At 71.2% G+C, this 16,880-nt stretch carries 14 protein-coding genes and 1 pseudogene; 4 read left to right on the forward strand and 11 right to left on the reverse strand.

From position 1 onward, the window contains the following. Positions 1-4 precede the first annotated feature (4 nt). The 4 genes and pseudogenes from AB0J64_RS43280 to AB0J64_RS43295 form a co-directional block, all read right to left on the reverse strand. Complete coding sequence (locus AB0J64_RS43280; protein ID WP_364041305.1) at positions 5-1,618, reverse strand: thiamine pyrophosphate-dependent enzyme; 1,614 nt, start codon at positions 1,616-1,618, stop codon at positions 5-7. Next, positions 1,615-1,725 (reverse strand): annotated as a pseudogene (locus AB0J64_RS43285) (ABC transporter ATP-binding protein); the annotation flags it as partial. The pseudogene AB0J64_RS43285 and the gene AB0J64_RS43280, both read right to left, overlap by 4 nt. A 210-nt stretch (positions 1,726-1,935) precedes the next feature. Continuing rightward, positions 1,936-2,808, reverse strand: a complete 873-nt coding sequence (locus AB0J64_RS43290) for a MurR/RpiR family transcriptional regulator (protein WP_364041307.1) — start codon at positions 2,806-2,808, stop codon at positions 1,936-1,938. Beyond that, positions 2,793-4,229, reverse strand: coding sequence for a glycoside hydrolase family 3 N-terminal domain-containing protein (locus AB0J64_RS43295; protein WP_364041309.1), 1,437 nt, complete (start codon positions 4,227-4,229; stop codon positions 2,793-2,795). Before AB0J64_RS43295 ends, AB0J64_RS43290 begins: the two co-directional genes overlap by 16 nt. Before the next feature lie 88 nt (positions 4,230-4,317). Here AB0J64_RS43295 and AB0J64_RS43300 point away from each other — a divergent pair, with 88 nt between their 5' ends. After that, positions 4,318-5,850: a family 10 glycosylhydrolase gene (locus tag AB0J64_RS43300; protein WP_364041311.1), complete on the forward strand. Its 1,533-nt coding sequence runs from the start codon at positions 4,318-4,320 to the stop codon at positions 5,848-5,850. A gap of 197 nt (positions 5,851-6,047) precedes the next feature. On the opposite strand, the gene AB0J64_RS43305 is transcribed toward AB0J64_RS43300, so the two are convergent. Continuing rightward, the gene (locus AB0J64_RS43305) at positions 6,048-6,695 is read right to left on the reverse strand and encodes an FHA domain-containing protein (protein WP_106236302.1); all 648 of its coding nucleotides are present in this window, start codon (positions 6,693-6,695) and stop codon (positions 6,048-6,050) included. A gap of 237 nt (positions 6,696-6,932) precedes the next feature. Between AB0J64_RS43305 and AB0J64_RS43310 the strand changes: the two genes are divergently transcribed. From AB0J64_RS43310 to AB0J64_RS43320, 3 genes are read left to right on the forward strand one after another with little or no spacing between them, the layout of a single operon-like run. Next, positions 6,933-8,054, forward strand: a complete 1,122-nt coding sequence (locus tag AB0J64_RS43310) for a citrate/2-methylcitrate synthase (RefSeq protein WP_364041314.1) — start codon at positions 6,933-6,935, stop codon at positions 8,052-8,054. A 9-nt stretch (positions 8,055-8,063) separates the two neighbouring features. Next, on the forward strand, positions 8,064-8,366 hold the full coding sequence (locus AB0J64_RS43315) for a DUF3017 domain-containing protein (protein WP_364041316.1): 303 nt from the start codon (positions 8,064-8,066) through the stop codon (positions 8,364-8,366). A gap of 53 nt (positions 8,367-8,419) precedes the next feature. Further along, positions 8,420-9,637 carry an NADP-dependent isocitrate dehydrogenase gene (locus AB0J64_RS43320; RefSeq protein ID WP_364041318.1) on the forward strand — a complete coding sequence of 406 codons (1,218 nt, stop codon included), beginning with the start codon at positions 8,420-8,422 and terminating at the stop codon, positions 9,635-9,637. Positions 9,638-9,694: 57 nt separating this feature from the next. Here AB0J64_RS43320 and acnA read toward each other — a convergent pair whose 3' ends face one another. The 6 genes from acnA to AB0J64_RS43350 are packed head-to-tail and all read right to left on the reverse strand — an operon-like array spanning position 9,695 to position 16,877. Beyond that, complete coding sequence (gene acnA, locus AB0J64_RS43325; protein WP_364041364.1) at positions 9,695-12,250, reverse strand: aconitate hydratase AcnA; 2,556 nt, start codon at positions 12,248-12,250, stop codon at positions 9,695-9,697. A gap of 50 nt (positions 12,251-12,300) precedes the next feature. Continuing rightward, on the reverse strand, positions 12,301-13,344 hold the full coding sequence (locus tag AB0J64_RS43330; protein ID WP_364041320.1) for an Ldh family oxidoreductase: 1,044 nt from the start codon (positions 13,342-13,344) through the stop codon (positions 12,301-12,303). Then, positions 13,341-13,937 (reverse strand): 3-oxo-tetronate 4-phosphate decarboxylase, encoded by a 597-nt coding sequence (gene otnC, locus AB0J64_RS43335; RefSeq protein WP_364041322.1) that lies wholly within the window; start codon positions 13,935-13,937, stop codon positions 13,341-13,343. The genes AB0J64_RS43330 and otnC overlap by 4 nt, the downstream gene beginning before the upstream one ends. Next, positions 13,934-15,166: a 3-oxo-tetronate kinase gene (otnK, locus tag AB0J64_RS43340; RefSeq protein WP_364041324.1), complete on the reverse strand. Its 1,233-nt coding sequence runs from the start codon at positions 15,164-15,166 to the stop codon at positions 13,934-13,936. The genes otnC and otnK overlap by 4 nt, the downstream gene beginning before the upstream one ends. Beyond that, positions 15,163-15,810 (reverse strand): aspartate/glutamate racemase family protein, encoded by a 648-nt coding sequence (locus tag AB0J64_RS43345; RefSeq protein WP_364041326.1) that lies wholly within the window; start codon positions 15,808-15,810, stop codon positions 15,163-15,165. The genes otnK and AB0J64_RS43345 overlap by 4 nt, the downstream gene beginning before the upstream one ends. Then, positions 15,807-16,877, reverse strand: coding sequence for an isocitrate/isopropylmalate dehydrogenase family protein (locus AB0J64_RS43350; RefSeq protein ID WP_364041328.1), 1,071 nt, complete (start codon positions 16,875-16,877; stop codon positions 15,807-15,809). Before AB0J64_RS43350 ends, AB0J64_RS43345 begins: the two co-directional genes overlap by 4 nt. Positions 16,878-16,880 lie beyond the last annotated feature (3 nt).

Here is a 16,880-nt window from a genome sequence, read left to right on the forward strand (position 1 = left end):
CCTCCTAAGGCTGGAAATCCGGGTCCACGGTCACGGTCACGTCGAGCAGCAGGGGTTCGTCGCGGGTGGAGAGCGTCGGCAGCACCTCGTCCAGCGCCGCCGTCAGCTCGTCGTAGGTGTCCACCCGCCTGGCCGGGCAGCCCAGCGACCTCGCCAGGCCGCGCATGTCCACCTCGGTGAACGGCGGCCACGGCGCCTTGCCGCCCTGCTTGTCGGCCAGCCGGTCCATGACCGCGTACCGGCCGTTGGCGAGCACCACGAACAGCGCGCCCACCCGGTAGTGCGCGGCGCTCCAGAGCGCGTGCACGCCGTAGAGCGCCGACCCGTCGCCCACGACCGCGACCACGGGACGCTCGGGCAGCGCCATCCGCAGGCCGACCGCGGCCGGCACGGCGAACCCCAGCCCGCCCATGGCCGCCGACAGGAAGCCGAGCGGGGTCCTGGCGGGTACGAGCCGGTGCAGGTCGGGGCGGGAGGACGGGGTCTCCTCGATCAGCGCGGTGTCGGCGGGCAGCCGCAGCGCCAGCTCCCGCAGCACGTGCGCCGCCCGCAACGGCCGCCCTTCCGCCGGCACTTCGGGAATGTCGGGTACGTCAGAACGCCGCGCGACCGGAGGCCGAGCGGGAAGCAGAGCGGCCAGGCGAGCGCAGACGGCCGACGGCGAGGCGAGGTAGGACAGGGCGGCCGGGCTCCGATGCGCCTCGGCCGGGTCGTCCGTGACCACCGCGACCGACGTCCCCGGCATCACCAGGGGACCGGGCGCGTACGGGTACTGCCGGAACACCGGCGCCCCCACGGCCAGCACCACGTCATGCGGGGCCAGCGCCTCCCGCAGCCGGCCCCGGTCGGCCGGCAGCACCCCGGCGTACTGCGGATGGTCCTGCGGGAACCCGGCACGACCGCCGAACGACTCCTGGAACACCGGACACCCCAGCCGCTCGGCCAGCAGGACCAGCGACTCCCATTCCGCTCTCGCCCCCGCGACGATCGCCGGGGACCGGGCCCCGGACAGCAGCTCCACCAGCGGTGCCAGGTCCCCGTCCGAGACGGCGACGGGCCGCACCACCCGAACGGCCGCCGCCACCGGCTCCCCGGACGAACCGGATGAACCGGACGAACCGGAGAAGGGCGCCTCCCAGTCGTCCATCGGCACCACCACCAGCGCGGGCCCGTGGAAGGTCGTCGCCTCGTGGAAGGCCCGCGCCACCGCCCCCGGCACGTCCTGCGCCCGTACCGGCTGATCCACCCAGACCGGATAATCCCCGGCCAGCCCGTGGATCCGCCCGGTCAGGAACGGCTCCAGCGCCAGATGCCGCCGATCCTGCTGCCCGACGAGGATGACGAGCGGCACCCGGTTCACCCGGGCGGTGGCGATGGCCCCCACCGCGTTACCCAGCCCCGCCGTGGTGTGCAGGACGGCCAGCGCGGGCGCCTCCTGTCCGATGGCCCATCCCGTGGCCATGCCCACGACCGAACCCTCGTGGAGGGCGAGCACGAAACGCAGGTCGTCCGGCAGCCCGGTCAGCAGCGTCACCTCGGTCGAGCCGGGGTTGCCGAAGACCGTGGTCAGCCCGTACCGCCTGAGCACGTCGAACGTGGCGCCCCTGACCGTCGTCATCGCTCGCCCCTCGTCCGCTGGATCTGCCGGTAGACATGACCGCGCAGCTCCGCGAAGCGGGGCAGCGAGCGGGTCGTGAGCTGATCGCGTTCAGGGGGCAGGGCCACCTTTGAGGCTCCATTTGCTTGCGATGCGCACATGTATTCTCTGACCGAACAGCCCCGTACCGCGGAACCTACGCCTTCACCCGCCCATGTCAAGCGGATCACCATGGCTGATCACGTGCAATCGCTGGCGCCACCTCTCGCCCTCTCCCTCCTGAGGACCGCAACCACTGACTGCGGTCACATCGGGGTCGGCGGGAAGAGGTGCGGGGATCAGCGGTTGCGGTAGCGGTCCGTGGCCTCGCGGGTCGCGCGGATGGCGGCGTCGGCCGAGTCGTACGTCCGCTGCGCCAGCCCCACGAAGATGCAGTCCACGATCAGCAGCTGGCTGATCCGGCTGGCCAGCGCCCCCGGCCGGAAGGCCGTCTCCCGGCCCGCCGACACCAGCGTGTGGTCCGCCAGCTCGGCCAGCGAGGAGCGCGGGTTGTTGGTGATCGCCACGATCAGCGCCCCGGTCTCGGCGGCCGTCCGGGCGGGCACCAGCACGTCAGGCGTCTCCCCGCTGCAGCTGATCGCGACGGCCACGTCCCCTTCCCGGAGCAGCGCGGCGCTGGTCAGCGCCAGGTGCGCGTCGCTGAACGGATGGCTCGACAGCCCGATCCGCAGCAGCTTCTGTGACATGTCCGCCGCCACCAGCCCCGAGGCCGCGACCCCGTACACGTCCACCCGCCGCGCCAGCGAGATCGCCTTGACCACCTCGCCCAGCTGATCGGGATCGAGCTGGGCCGCGGTGTCGGCCAGCGCCTCGGACTCGGCCCGGGCCACCTTGGCGATCACGTCCGTCAGCGGGTCGTCGGGCGCGAGGTCGCCGGGCACGAGCCGCTCCGGCTCCTTGGCCACGGCCGCCGCCAGCGCGAAGCGCATCTGCGAGTACCCCGTGAAGCCCAGCGCGCGGGCGGTCCTGACGATGGTGGCCTCGCTGGTCCCGGAGACCGCGCTGAACTCGGTGATCGTGCTCCGCACCACCAGCCCGGGATCGTCCAGGATGATGCGGGCGATGCCCTGCGCCGCCGGCGTGAGCGACGGCAGCACGGCGCGTACGGCGGCGACCGGGTTGGCGGATTCGGCGGTCACTGAGTCAGCCATTCGGCCGCGGCCTGCGCGGACACGCGGGAGATCCCGTGAGTGGCCACGTGTACGGCCGCACCCGGGGGCGCGGGCACACCGGTGTCCACCACGATCGCGTCGGGCCGCATCGCCAGGGCCCTGGTCACCGTCGAGCGCACCCAGTCGTGCCGGGCGGCGTCGTGCACCACCAGCACGACCGGCCGTTCGTCGCTCGCGAGATCCGGCAGCTCTCCCGAGGCGTCCAGCTGCAGGCGTGCGGTGTTCGGCAGCAGGGCGGTGAGCGCCGCCGTGATGCCGGTCGGCGTGGCGGCGTCGACGGCCTTGCTGAAGCGGGTGTTGACCTCGACCACCAGCGGCGCCCGGTCCAGGGTGGCGGTGCCCGAGGTGGTCAGCGCCGCCCTGGCGGCAGCCAGGCCCACGCCTTCGTCCACGTCGCTCCTGGCCTTGTCGCGCAGCGCCGCCTGCGCGCCGTACCACTCGGAGAGTGCGAGCACTCGCGCGGCCGCCTCGGCGAGCCGCTCCTCCGGCAGCTCTCCGGCGCGCACGGCGGCGACGATCGCGTCGCGCATCTCGTACACGATCTCCTCGCTGCCCTGCCCCACGCAGATGGCGTCCGCGCCCGCGTTCAGGGCTCTGACCGCGATCTCGCCGTGGCCGAACATGGCGGCCACCGCCTGCATGTCGATCGAGTCGGTGACGAGCATCCCGTCGAAGCCGAGCTCGCCCCTCAGGAGCTCGGTCATCGCGGTACGGCTCAGCGTCGCCGGCATCGACGGGTCGAGAGCGGGAATGAGCAGGTGGCCCGACATGACAGCGCGCACCCCCGCGCCGATCGCGGCCCGGAACGGCGGGAGATCGCGCGAGAAGAGCACCTCGCGGGAGGCGTGCACGGTCGGCAGCGCCAGGTGGGAGTCGGTGACCGTGTCCCCGTGGCCGGGGAAGTGCTTGGCGCACGCGGCCACGCCCGCGCCCTGCACGCCGTTCACGTACGCGACCGTGTGGCGGGAGACCAGCTCGGGGGAGGGGCCGAACGAACGGACGCCGATGACCGGGTTGGCCGGGTTGGAGTTCACGTCGGCGTCGGGCGCGTAATTGAGCGTGATGTCCAGCTCCGCGAGCATCCTGCCGATCTGGCGGCCCACCCGCTCGGTGAGCGCCACGTCGTCCACCACGCCCAGCGCCCTGTTGCCGGGAAAGGAGCTGCCGTTCTGGACCTCCAGGCGGGTGACCGTGCCGCCCTCCTCGTCGATGGCGATGACGACCGCCGGATTCTCGGCGCGCATCTGCCGTACGAGCTGTGCGTCGATGGCGTTGCGGGCGAACAGGACCACCCCGCCGAGACCTTCGCCCAGGGCGCGCCGCAGCCAGTCGGGAGTGGAGATCCCCTCGTACCCTGGTTGCAGCACGGTCATCGCCAGTCTGGACAGGTCACCGCTCATCGGCATTTTCCTTCACGGTTGTTGATCTGAAGGTAATTTTCTGTCATCGTCGCCTTCGATACAACCACTTTCGAGAGGCCACCCCCCAATGCCCAGCAGAAGGACTCTCCTCAAGGGTCTCGCCCTCGCCGCCGCCTCCGTCGCCGTACCGCTGCCCGCGTTAGCAGAGGCGGCGGACTACGTTCCGCCGCTGCACCAGATGCGCGGCATGTGGATCGCCTCCGTGGTCAACATCAACTGGCCCTCGAAGCCGGGGCTGACCGCGGAGCAGCAGAAAGCCGAGTATCTCGCCTGGCTGGACGTGGCTCAGCAGCGCAAGCTCAACTCGGTGTTCGTGCAGATCAGGCCGACCGCGGACGCGTTCTGGCCGTCGCCGTTCGAGCCCTGGTCACAGTACCTGACCGGCACCCAGGGGCAGGACCCCGGCTACGACCCGCTCGGGTTCGCCGTGGAGGAGACGCACAAGCGCGGCCTGGCCTTCCACGCCTGGTTCAACCCGTACCGCGTCTCGATGCAGGCCGACCCCGCCAAGCTGCACCCCGACCACCCCGGGCGCAAGCACCCCGACTGGATCCTGCCGTTCGGCGGCAAGCTCTACTACAACCCGGGCCTGCCGGAGGTGCGGAAGTTCTGCCAGGACGCGATGATGGACGCGGTCACCCGCTACGACATCGACGGCCTGCACTTCGACGACTACTTCTACCCGACCAACACCACGGCCTTCGACGACAGCGCCGCGTTCGCCAAGTACGGCGCCGGCTTCCCCGACCTGGCCTCCTGGCGGCGCAACAACGTCGACCTCATGGTGCAGGAGATGCAGCAGCGGGTCCTCCAGGCCAAGCCGGACATCGCGTGGGGCATCAGCCCGTCGGGCATCTGGCGCAACAAGGCCAGCGACCCGCTCGGCTCCGAGACCAGCGGCGGCCAGTCGTACGACGGCCTGCACGCCGACACCCGCGGCTGGGTCAAGAAGGGCTGGCTCGACTACATCGCGCCCCAGCTCTACTGGTACATCGGGCAGCCGCCGGCCGACTACTCCAAGCTCGTCCCCTGGTGGTCGGACGTGGCGAGCGGCACGAACACCCAGCTCTGGATCGGCCAGGCCGCCTACAAGGCGGGCGACCCGGCGCAGGCGGCCCAGTGGCAGGCCCCCGGCGAGCTGTCCGGCCATCTGACCCTCAACAGGGACCACCCCGAGGTCGGCGGCGACATCTGGTACAACGCCAACGACGTCAAGGTCGACAGGATCGGCTCCATCACGACCGCCGTCAACGACCACTACCAGCGGCCGGCGCTCGCTCCCGTGCTGCACAGGCTGGCGGACGGCGAGCCGCCGCACCGGCCCGTGCTGGCGTACGCGCTGCGCCGCTCCGGCGGCGTCGAGGTGCGGGCCGTGGCCACCGGCAGGAAGGAGCCGTTCCTGTTCGCGATCTTCCGCTTCGACGGGCACGCCTCCCCGGAGGCGTTCGCCGACGCGCGCAACCTCGTCGCGATCGTGCCCGGCGACCGTCAGGTCCGCTGGACGGACCCCGACGGGAAGCGCGGCGACCACTACTACGTGGTGGCGGTGGACCGGGCCAACCGGACCAGCAAGCCGAGCAACGGCTTCAGGGTGATCTGAGAGCGCGCTACGCCTTGATCTGAGCGCGCGCTACGCCTGCTCGCGTCGCCGGCCGGTTTCCCGGCCGGCGACTGCCCGCCGCCCGTGACTTTTCGCGCGGGCACGGTTGCACCAGGGGTTCCGACGCTGCCGGAACCCCTCGCCGAAGCCCCGGTCGCGACCCGGTCCCTAAGAACCGTCCCTGAAGTAGCCCGTACTCAAGACGCCCTTCGCCCAGCTGCCGATGGCTGCTCGGTCGAGGCGCCCGACGACCGCTGTGGTGGCACCACGGGGGTCGGGCGTACCAGACCGAGTGCGACGACCTCGTTGGCGAGGCGCGTGCGCCGGTTGGTGCCCTCGGGGATCCTGAACTTCTGGTAGAGCCGCAGCAGATGCTGCTTGACCGCGGCCTCGGTCACGACCAGGTCGTCGGCGATCTCGCGTGCGGTCGCCGGGGCGACGAACGCCTCGTCCGACAGCGCCGGCCTGCAGAGCGAGGTGAGCACGTCGACCTCGCGTCTGGTCAGCTCGGGCGCTGCCGCCCTGCGCAGCTCGACCTCAGGGGTGAAGTCCTCACGGGGGACTCCACCGATGCGACCCCGCGCCGCGCCGAACGAGACGACGTCGCCGTCGTCAAGGACCCTCCGGGCGATCGGCCTGCCGTTCACCCGCGTGCCGTTCCTGGACAGGCCCAGGTCGACGACGTACAGGTAGGGTCCTCGTCTGACGAACTCGGCATGGAGCCGGGACACGCTGGGATCGGTGAGCCGGATGTCGACTCCCCGGCCCCTCCCGACCGTCGTGATCTCGGGGCGCAACGGGACCACCTCGCCAGTGTCCTCGATGCGTATGAACGGCCCCTCCACTGGCGGTTCCTCCCCTTGTGAGGCAGCGTATGAACGGCACGCCTCCTCCTGGGCACGGCAGTTCCTCCCCAGGTAGCCCGCCGTAACTATTACTACAGCTCCGGCTTACCCAAACGAGGGGATGCGGAATCGCCTTTGCCGAAAGGAGAATCCGGCGTGAAATTGGTCTGGACCTTTGCGGACGGTTTTGCCTGCTCACGGGTAGACTTCGGACGAAGATAAGCGGAGGAAACACTCATGGCGGACAAGCCCACGAAAGGTCTGGCCGATGTCGTAGCGGCGTCCACCGCGCTGAGCGACATTGACGGAAAGGCCGGCCGGCTCTTCTACCGTGGATACGACATCCACGAGCTGGCCGGACGTGCGACGTTCGAGGAGACCGCACACCTGCTCCAGCGTGGCAAGCTGCCCAACCGGTCCGAGCTCGACGCCTACGGCGAGGAGCTGGCGCAGGGCCGGGAGCTGGGCGCCCTCGTCTCCGCGAACATCGCCGAGATCGCCGAGAAGCAGAAACCGATGGAGGCGCTGCGCTCGCTGGTGTCGCTCTCTGGCGCGGACGACCCCGACAAGGACTCCATCGCCCCCGAGGCCAACCTGCGCAAGGCGGCCCGGCTGACCGCGCAGCAACCCCTCCTGGTGGCCCGCTACCACGCCGCCCGCACCGGCGCCAGCGTCCCCGAGCCGGACCCGTCCCTGAGCATCGCCGCGAACTTCCTGCACGAGATCACCGGCCGCGTTCCCGACCCCCGTGAGGTCGAGATCTTCGACGAGTGCCTGGTGCTCCACGCCGACCACACCATGAACGCCTCCACGTTCGCCGCCCGAGTCTGTGCCGCGACCCTCTCCGACATGCACTCCGCGATCGTCGCGGCCATCGGCACCCTCAAGGGCCCCCTGCACGGCGGCGCCAACGAGCAGGTCATGAAGACGCTGGAGTCGATCCCGTCCGGCCAGGTGGCGCAGACCGTACGCGACAAGCTCGCGGCCCACGAGAAGATCATGGGCTTCGGTCACCGCGTCTACAAGACCGAGGACCCGCGCGCTACCCACCTGCGCAGGATGTCCGCCGAACTGGCTGAGGCGAGCGGCGACGACACCTACTATCGGATGTCCAAGGAAATGGAGGAGGTCGTCTTCGAGACCAAGGGCCTCTATCCGAACGTCGACTTCTACGCGGCTTCGGTCTACCACTATCTCGGCATCCCGACCGACCTGTTCACCCCGGTCTTCTCGGTCAGCCGGATGTCCGGCTGGACGGCCCACGTCATCGAGCAGCACGCGGACAACAGGCTGATCCGGCCCGACAGTGAGTACATCGGGGAGACCGACCAGAAGTGGAAGCCGATCGACGAGCGATGAGCGTGAGCGTTGAGCGATCATCGGACTGAGCGCGAGAGCTGGGGACCGTACCCGCTGATACTGGCGGGTGCGGCCATCGGCGTGCTCGTGATCCTTCTTGTGGACCTGAACTGGGGCGGGTTCGCGCTGGGCGGCGTGATCATGACGGCCGCCGCCCTCCGCTTCGCCGGCTTCGGCGGGCCGCTGTCGGTACGCAGCAAGAGGGCCGACGTCATCACCCTTGCGGGGTTCGGGTTCGTGTTGGTCCTGACGTCACTCTTGCTTTACAACAACGAGCTCAAGGCGCTGATCCTGTCCCTTTTCGCCCGTTGACCGGACGGTCCGATAGCCTCAACGCATCGATTCATTGAAGGGGAACCATTCGCATGCCCAAGATCAAGGTGGAGGGTCCGGTCGTCGAGCTTGACGGCGACGAGATGACCCGGATCATCTGGCAGTTCATCAAGGACCAGCTGATCCTGCCCTACCTCGACGTCGATCTGAAGTACTACGACCTCGGCATCGAGCACCGGGACGCGACGGACGACCAGGTCACCATCGACGCCGCCAACGCCATCAAGAAGTACGGCGTCGGTGTGAAATGCGCCACCATCACCCCGGACGAGGCGCGGGTCGAGGAGTTCGGTCTCAAGAAGATGTGGAAGTCCCCCAACGGGACCATCCGCAACATCCTCGGCGGCGTGATCTTCCGTGAGCCGATCATCATGTCCAACGTGCCGCGCCTCGTGCCCGGCTGGACCAAGCCGATCGTCGTCGGCCGTCACGCGTTCGGCGACCAGTACCGCGCCACCGACCTGAAGATCCCGGGCGAGGGCAAGCTGACCCTGACGTTCACGCCGAAGGACGGCTCCGAGCCGATCGAGCTCGACGTGTACGACTTCCCCGGCAGCGGCATCGCGATGGCGATGTACAACCTGGACGAGTCGATCCGCGACTTCGCCCGCGCGTCGATGCGCTACGGCCTGGCCCGCAACTACCCGGTCTACCTCTCCACGAAGAACACGATCCTCAAGGCGTACGACGGCCGCTTCAAGGACATCTTCGCCGAGGTCTTCGAGACCGAGTTCAAGGCCGACTTCGAGAAGGCCGGTCTCACGTACGAGCACCGCCTCATCGACGACATGGTCGCCGCGGCGCTGAAGTGGGAGGGCGGCTACGTCTGGGCCGCGAAGAACTACGACGGCGACGTGCAGTCCGACACGGTGGCCCAGGGCTTCGGCTCGCTCGGCCTGATGACCTCGGTCCTGATGACGCCCGACGGCCAGACCGTCGAGGCCGAGGCCGCGCACGGCACCGTGACCCGCCACTACCGCGAGCACCAGAAGGGCAACCCCACCTCCACCAACCCGATCGCCTCGATCTTCGCGTGGACGCGCGGCCTTGCCCACCGCGGCAAGCTCGACAACACCCCCGCCGTGACCGAATTCGCGAACAAGCTGGAGGAGGTCTGCGTCGAGACCGTCGAGGGCGGCCAGATGACCAAGGACCTGGCGCTCCTGGTCGGCGGCGACGCCAAGTGGCTCACCACCCAGGACTTCCTGGCGGCGCTGGACGAGAACCTCAAGAAGAAGATGTCCGCCTAGACGCCGAAAACGGCCTCTGCCTGCGGTTACGCCGCAAGGTAGGGGCCGTTTCGCATGTCAGCCGGCCGGCTCGGCGAGCAGGCCGCGCAGGACGTAGGGCATGATCCCGCCGTGCCGGTAGTAGTCGGCCTCGCGAGGGGTGTCGAGGCGGAGGCGGGCCTGGAAGGTGACGTGGTCGGCGGTGACGGTCAGCGTGGGCGGGATGTGCGTTCCCGTGAGCGCGGCCAGGCCGGTGATGCCGATGACTTCCCGGCCGGTGAGGCCGAGCTCGTCCGGGCCCTGGCCGGGCAGGAACTGCAGTGGCAGGATGCCCATGCCGATCAGGTTGGAGCGGTGGATGCGTTCGAAGGACTTGGCGAGGACGGCTCTGACGCCGAGCAGTGCGGGTCCTTTGGCGGCCCAGTCGCGGGAGGATCCGGCGCCGTAGCCTTCCCCGGCCAGCACCACAGCCGGTACGGCGGCCTGCTGGTAGGCGCGGGCGGCTTCGTACACGGTGGTGATGGCGCCGTCGTCCAGGAGGTTGGGGGTCAGGCCGCCTTCGGTGCCGGGGGCGAGGTGGTTGCGCAGGCGGACGTTGGCGAAGGCGCCGCGCATCATGACCTCGTGGTTGCCGCGCCGGGAGGCGTAGGTGTTGAGCTGGTGGCGGGGGACGCCGAGCTGGGTGAGGTAGCGGCCGGCGGGGCTGGACGGCGGGATGGCGCCGGGTGGTGAGATGTGGTCCGTGGTGATGAAGTCGCCCAGTTTGACCAGGACGCGGGCGCCGGTGATGTCGGTGACGGGCGGCGGTTCGGGGGGCATGGCGTCGAGGTAGGGGGCGCGGCGCACGTAGGTGGAGCCGGGGTCCCAGGGGTAGGTGGCCGAGGCGGGAGCGTCCAGGCGCTGCCAGCGTGCGTCGCCGTCGAGGACGTCGGCGTAGGCGCGGGCGAACATGTCCGGGCGGATCACCCGCTCGATGACGTCGCGCACCTCTTCCGGAGCAGGCCACAGGTCACGCAGGTAGACAGGTTGACCGCTGGGATCGGTGCCGAGAGGTTCGGTGGTGAGGTCGAGGTCCATCGTGCCGGCGATGGCGTACGCGATGACGAGTGGCGGTGAGGCCAGGTAGTTGGAGCGGACCTCGGGCTGGATGCGGCCCTCGAAGTTGCGGTTGCCGGACAGGACCGCCGCGACGTCGAGATCGTGCTCGGCCACGGCGCGCGACACCTCCTCCACCAGCGGGCCGGAGGCGCCGATGCAGGTCATGCAGCCGAACCCGGCCAGGGTGAAGCCGAGCCGTTCCAGGTACGGCGTCAGGCCCGCTTCGCCGTAGTAGTCCATGACGACGCGCGAGCCGGGAGACAGAGTGGTCTTCACCCACGGCTTGGCGCGCAGCCCGCGCTCGGCGGCCTTCTTGGCGAGCAGCCCGGCGGCGACCATGACCGAGGGGTTGGAGGTGTTGGTGCAGGAGGTGATGGCGGCGATGGCGACGGTTCCGTGCGTGATCTCCCCGTCCGCCTCGACGGGCGGCCGCTCCTGCGCGCGGAAGGCGGCTTTCACACCCTCCAGGGGGATGCGGTCCTGCGGGCGGCGGGGGCCCGCGATGGACGGGACGACGGTGGCCAGGTCGAGGTCGAGGTCGGCGGTGTAGGCGGGCGGCGCGGCGGGGTCGTGCCAGAGGCCCTGCGCCTTGGCGTAGGCCTCGACGAGGTCGGCGTGGTCGTCGGCGCGGCCGGTGAAGCGCAGGTAGCGGACGGTCTCGGCGTCGATGGGGAACAGCGCGGCGGTGGAGCCGAACTCGGGGCTCATGTTGGAGATCGTCACCCGGTCGGTGACCGGCAGGGCGGTGACGCCGGGCCCGTGGAACTCGACGATCTTGCCGACCACGCCGTGGTCGCGCAGCCGTTCGGTGAGGGTCAGCACGAGGTCGGTCGCGGTCGCGGCGACCGGGAGCTCGCCGTGCAGGCGCACCCCGATCACGTCGGGTACGAGGATGGACACCGACTGGCCCAGCATGGCCGCCTCGGCCTCGATGCCGCCGATGCCCCAGCCGAGCGTGCCGAGCCCGTTGACCATGGTGGTGTGGGAGTCGGTGCCCAGGCACAGGTCCGGGTACGCCTCGTCGCCTCGGCGCATCACCACGCGGGCCAGGTGTTCCACGTTGATCTGATGCATGATGCCCTTGCCGGGCGGCACCACGGTGAAGCCGCGCAGCGACGCCTGCCCCCAGCGCAGGAAGCGGTAGCGCTCGGCGTTGCGCTCGTACTCCAGCTCGGCGTTGCGCGCGAGGGCGTCGGGGCGGCCGAAGACGTCGGCGATGATGGAGTGGTCGACGACCAGCTCGGCGGGGATGGCGGGGTTGACGCGTCCGGGGTCGCCGCCCAGGGCCGTCATCGCGTCGCGCATGGCGGCCAGGTCGGCGAGCGCGGGCACGCCGTTGGTGTCGTGCAGGAACACCCGGGCGGGGTGCAGGTCCACGGCCGCGGTACGGTCGGCGCGCGGCTCCCATCCGGCCACGGCCCGCACCTGCTCGGCGGGGGCGCCGTGCCGCAGCAGGTTCTCCAGCATGATGCGCAGGCTGTACGGCAGGCGCGCGGGTGCGTCGATGGCGTGGATGCGGTAACGGCGGGGTCCCACCGTGAGGTAGTCAGTCACGTGTCCTGCCCTTGCCGGTTCCTGGTTCGTGATCACGTCATCCACTCCGGCGCGGGGATCGAGCACTGCTGGGCCAGCCGTCGCAGGCCGCGCAGGGTCTTGCCGGGCAACTCCACCCCGGTGAGGGCGGCCTTGGCCGCGTTGCGGTCCTCGATCTCGCCGGGATAGAAGATCTCCTCGAAGCCGGGTGCGAGCGGCACGGCCTTGGTGCGGTCGATGAGATCGCCGAGGCGGCGGGCGTAGGCGGCGGGGTCGGCCACCGCGTCGAGGCGGAGCGCCAGCAGCAGGTGGCCGCAGCCGCTGCGCCGGTCGGGCACGTAGGGGCCGGTCACGTCGGTGGCGTAGGAGCTGCCGGTGAGCACGCCGGACAGCACGTCCATCATGAACGAGATGCCATATCCCTTGTGTCCCGCCATGGGCAGGATGAGCCCGTCTATGGCCTGCCATGGGTCGGTGGTGAGGGCGCCGTCGGCGGTCTGGGCCCAGCCTTCGGCGATGGGCTCCCCGCGTTCCAGGGCGGCGTAGATCTTGCCGCGGGCGACCGTGGTGTTGGCGATGTCGAGCACGACCGGACCGTGCGGGCCGCCGGGGACCGCGATGGACCACGGGTTGGCGCCCACGCTCTTCTCCCGGCCGCCCCACGGGGCCATGGCGGGGCTGCCGTTGGTGGTCAGCAGGGCGACGCAGCCCTCGGCGGCGATCATGCGGGTGAAGTAGGCGGCGGTCCCGAAGTGGTTGCTGTTGCGGACCGCGACCACGCCGACCCCGTGCTCGCCGGCGCGGCGTACGGCGTCGCGAGCCGCGTACGCGGTGACGACCTGGCCGATGCCGTCCCGGCCGTCCAGGACGGCGACGGCGCCGCCGTCCATGACGGTCGCCACGTCGGTCACCGCGCGCATGGCGCCGGAGCGCAGCCGGTCGGCGTACCACTCCAGGCGGAGCATGCCGTGCGAGGGATGCCCCTGCATGTCGGCCGTGACCAGGCTGTCGGCCACGAGCCGCGCGTCCTGCTCGGGGACGCCGAGCGAGGTCAGGACCGCGGTCCCGAAGGAGATCAGCTCGGACGGATCGATCATGTGACTCTCCGGACGGGTCGGATGGGGCGGTCGCGCAGCAGCAGCCACAGCCGCGCCGTCTCCTCGAGCTCCTCCACCGCGTCCGCGGCCGAGGCCAGGTCGGGCCCGGCGACGACCGGGCCGTGGTTGGCCAGCAGCAGGGCGTGCGCGGTGCGGGCGGCTCGTTCGGCGATCGGTCCGAGTGCCGGGTCGCCGGGCGCGTGGTAGGGCAGCAGGGGCAGCCGGCCGACGCGCATCACGTAGTAGGCGGTCAGCGGCGGCAGCACGTCGTCGGGGTTCAGGCCGTCGAGGCAGGACACGGCGACGGCGTGGGTGCTGTGCAGGTGGACGACGGCGCCGGCGTCCGGGCGGGCGCGGTAGAGGGCGGCGTGCAGGAACGCCTCCTTCGACGGTCGGGGCCCCTCCAGGTGCTCCCCTACCAGGCTCACGAGGGAGAGGCCGCCGGGTGACACGTCGCCGAGCGAGCCGCCGGTGGGTGTGATCAGGAAGCCGTCGCCGGCGCGGGCGCTGATGTTGCCGGTGCGGCCGTGCGTCAGCCGCCGCTGGAACAGGGATGCGCCGAGGTCGGCGATCTGCAGTGTCAGGTCGGTCATGTCGCTTCCACGGCTCGGGTGAGGAGGTCGGGGCGGCCGAAGTTGCCGGACTTGAGAAGCAGTGCCAGACGCCGCTGATCGGTGGTGAGCAGCCAGGGGACGCCCCGGTCTGCCTCGGCGCCCACGACCACGTCGGTCACCCCGAGCGCGTTGACCACGGCGCCGGAGGTCTCGCCACCGGCCACGACGAAGCGGCGGGCGCCGAGCTCGGCGGCGCGGGCGGCGACGGCGGCCAGCGCCTGCTCCATCAGCTCGGCAGAGCCGGGTGAGCGTTCCCCGGGCGGGGCGGAGGAGTAGACCAGGACGCCGTGCTCCGCGCCGAAATGCGCCTCCAGCCAGGCAAGAGCCTCCTCGACGAGGACGAGGCCGTCCTTCTCGGCGTGCAGCCGGTAGGAGGGCATCGTGCGGCGGGCCAGCGCCACCTGCTCCAGGGTGGCCGCCGAGCAGCTGCCCGCGAGCACCACCGCGGGTCCCGGCGGGAGCGTCTGCATGCCGTTCGGATCGATCCTCATGTCGGAGCCGGCCGCCAGGGCGCCCACCGCACGGGCCAGTCCGGCCGCGCCCGTGATGACGGGCAGGTGCTCGGTGGCGCGAGCGATGACGTCGAGGTCGCGGTCGCCGATGGCGTCGGCGACGGCGTAGCGGACGCCGCGCGCCTCCAGCTCCTCCAGCGCACCCCGTACCGCGTCCGGGCCGCGTTCCACGGTCCCGTGCGGGATCAGCGCCACCAGGTGCGGGGTCTGGCGGGCGAGGACGCGGACCAGGTCGGGGTCGGTCATGGGGGTGAGCGGGTGGTGGCGCATGGCCGAGTCCGACAGCAGCCGGTCGCCGACGAACAGGTGCCCCTGGTAGACGGTGCGGCCGTGCTCGGGCGCGGCCGGGCAGACGACGGCCGGCCGCCCTCCGGCCGCGTCGGTCAGCAGGTCGGCGACCGGGCCGATGTTGCCCTGGTCGGTGGAGTCGAAGGTGGAGCAGTACTTGAAGTAGACGCGTCCGATGCCCTGCCGGACGAGCCAGTCGCGCGCGGCCCAGGAGGCGGTGACCGCCTCCTGGGCCGGGACCGAGCGGGTCTTGAGCGCCACCACGACCGCGTCGCAGTCCGGAACGGCCGTCGCCGGCCGCGGCGGGCCGAACAGCAGGACCGTGCGCAGACCCGAGCGGCGCAGGGCCGCGGCGACGTCGGTGCCGCCGGTGTAGTCGTCGGCGACGCAGCCGAGCACGGCGCTCATACCGACGCCTCGCGCAGCGCCCGTGCCGCCATGAGGGGAGGGCTGAGAACGGGCCTGCTGAGCCGCTGGGCCAGCTCGGCGTGCACGGGGCTGATCGAGTACTGCCCGAGCACGATCAGCTCGGCTCCGTCGATGCCGGGTTCGGCGGCCCGCGCCAGCGCGTCGGTCAGGTCCGGCCAGTCGCCTGCGGCGGCCGCGGCGGCGGCCCCGGGCGCCGCGACCGCCTTCACCTCGACGCCCTCGGCCACGAGCCGGAGGCGCCGGGCGGAGTCCGCCGCGGCGGAGTCGAGCGAGCCGAGCACCAGGACCCTGCCCGGGTGCCGCCGGGCGACGTCGGCGAACATCGCCTCGTCGGAGCCCGTGACCGGCACCTCGTGCAGCCGCCGGGCGAGCGTGGCGACCGGGCCGTACATCGAGCAGGCCAGCAGCACGGCGTCGGCGCCGCCGCGGACGGCGTAGTCGATGAGAGTGAGCATCCGGCGCGTCAGCTCGGGTGTCATGCCGCCGGCCGCGTCGGCCTCGGCCGCGAGCCGGTCGTCCAGCAGGTGCCAGGGCACGGCCTGCGGAAATCCCTCACCGAGGCCGTCGGTGGCGGGCTGGAGTGAGGCGGGTGTGGCATGGACGACCGCGACCGTGAAGCTCATTGCTTCACACCGGCGGCGACTGCCTCGGCGAACGCGCGGGTTCCTGCCGTGCCGCCCATGTCACGGGTACGGGTGCCGGCCCGGACGGTGTCGGCGACCGCCGCCTCGATGAGCGTGGCGGCCTGGGCCAGGGCGGGGTCCTGGTGGCGGGCGCCGAGCCAGTCGAGCAGCATGGCGCTGGAGAGGATCATCGCGATGGGGTTGGCCAGGTCCTGTCCGGCGATGTCGGGGGCGGAGCCGTGGGCGGCCTGGGCCATGGCGCGCTCGTGGGAGGCGTTGATGGACGGGGCGATGCCGAGCGAGCCGGCGATCTCGCCGGCCAGGTCGGACAGGATGTCGCCGAACATGTTCTCGGTGACGATCACGTCGAAGTCGTTCGCCCGCCGCACCAGGTGAACGGTCATCGCGTCGATGTGGAAGTCGTCCACGGCCACCTGCGGGTAGCGGGTGGCGACCTCGCGGCAGACGTCGCGGAACATGCCGGTGGTCAGCCGCAGCACGTTGGCCTTGTGGACGATCGTGACCTTGCCGCGCCTGCGGGAGGCGAGCTCGAACGCCTCGACGGCGATCCGCTCGACGGCGGGCCGGGTGATGATGCCCATGGCGATGGCCACGTCAGGGGTGGGCATGAACTCGCCGGTGCCCTGGTAGGTGCTGCGGTCGGCGTAGAAGCCCTGGGTGTTCTCCCGGACGATGACCAGGTCGGTGCCGGGGACGACGGCGTCGGCGCCCTCGAAGGACTTGGCCGGGCGGATGTTGGCGAACAGGTCGAAGCGCTTGCGGATGGTGCCGCTGGGGTTGAGCTTGGAGCGGTGCGGCTCGGGATAGGCGGCGCTGTCGTGCGGGCCGAGCAGCCAGGCGTCCAGCCCCTCCAGAGCGGTCAGTGTCGATTCCGGCAGGGCGTCGCCGTGGGTGTCGATGGCCGAGGCGCCCAGCGGCAGCTCCACCCATTCCACGGGGGCGGCGCCGGCGGCGGCGAGTGCGGCGTCCACGACCACGACGGACGCGGGGACGATCTCGGGGCCGATTCCGTCGCCTTCGAGTACGCCAAGACTGTAGGAAGTCATGAA

The organism is Nonomuraea sp. NPDC049695 (genome assembly GCF_040674955.1).
GTDB classification, from domain to species: Bacteria; Actinomycetota; Actinomycetes; order Streptosporangiales; family Streptosporangiaceae; genus Nonomuraea; species Nonomuraea helvata.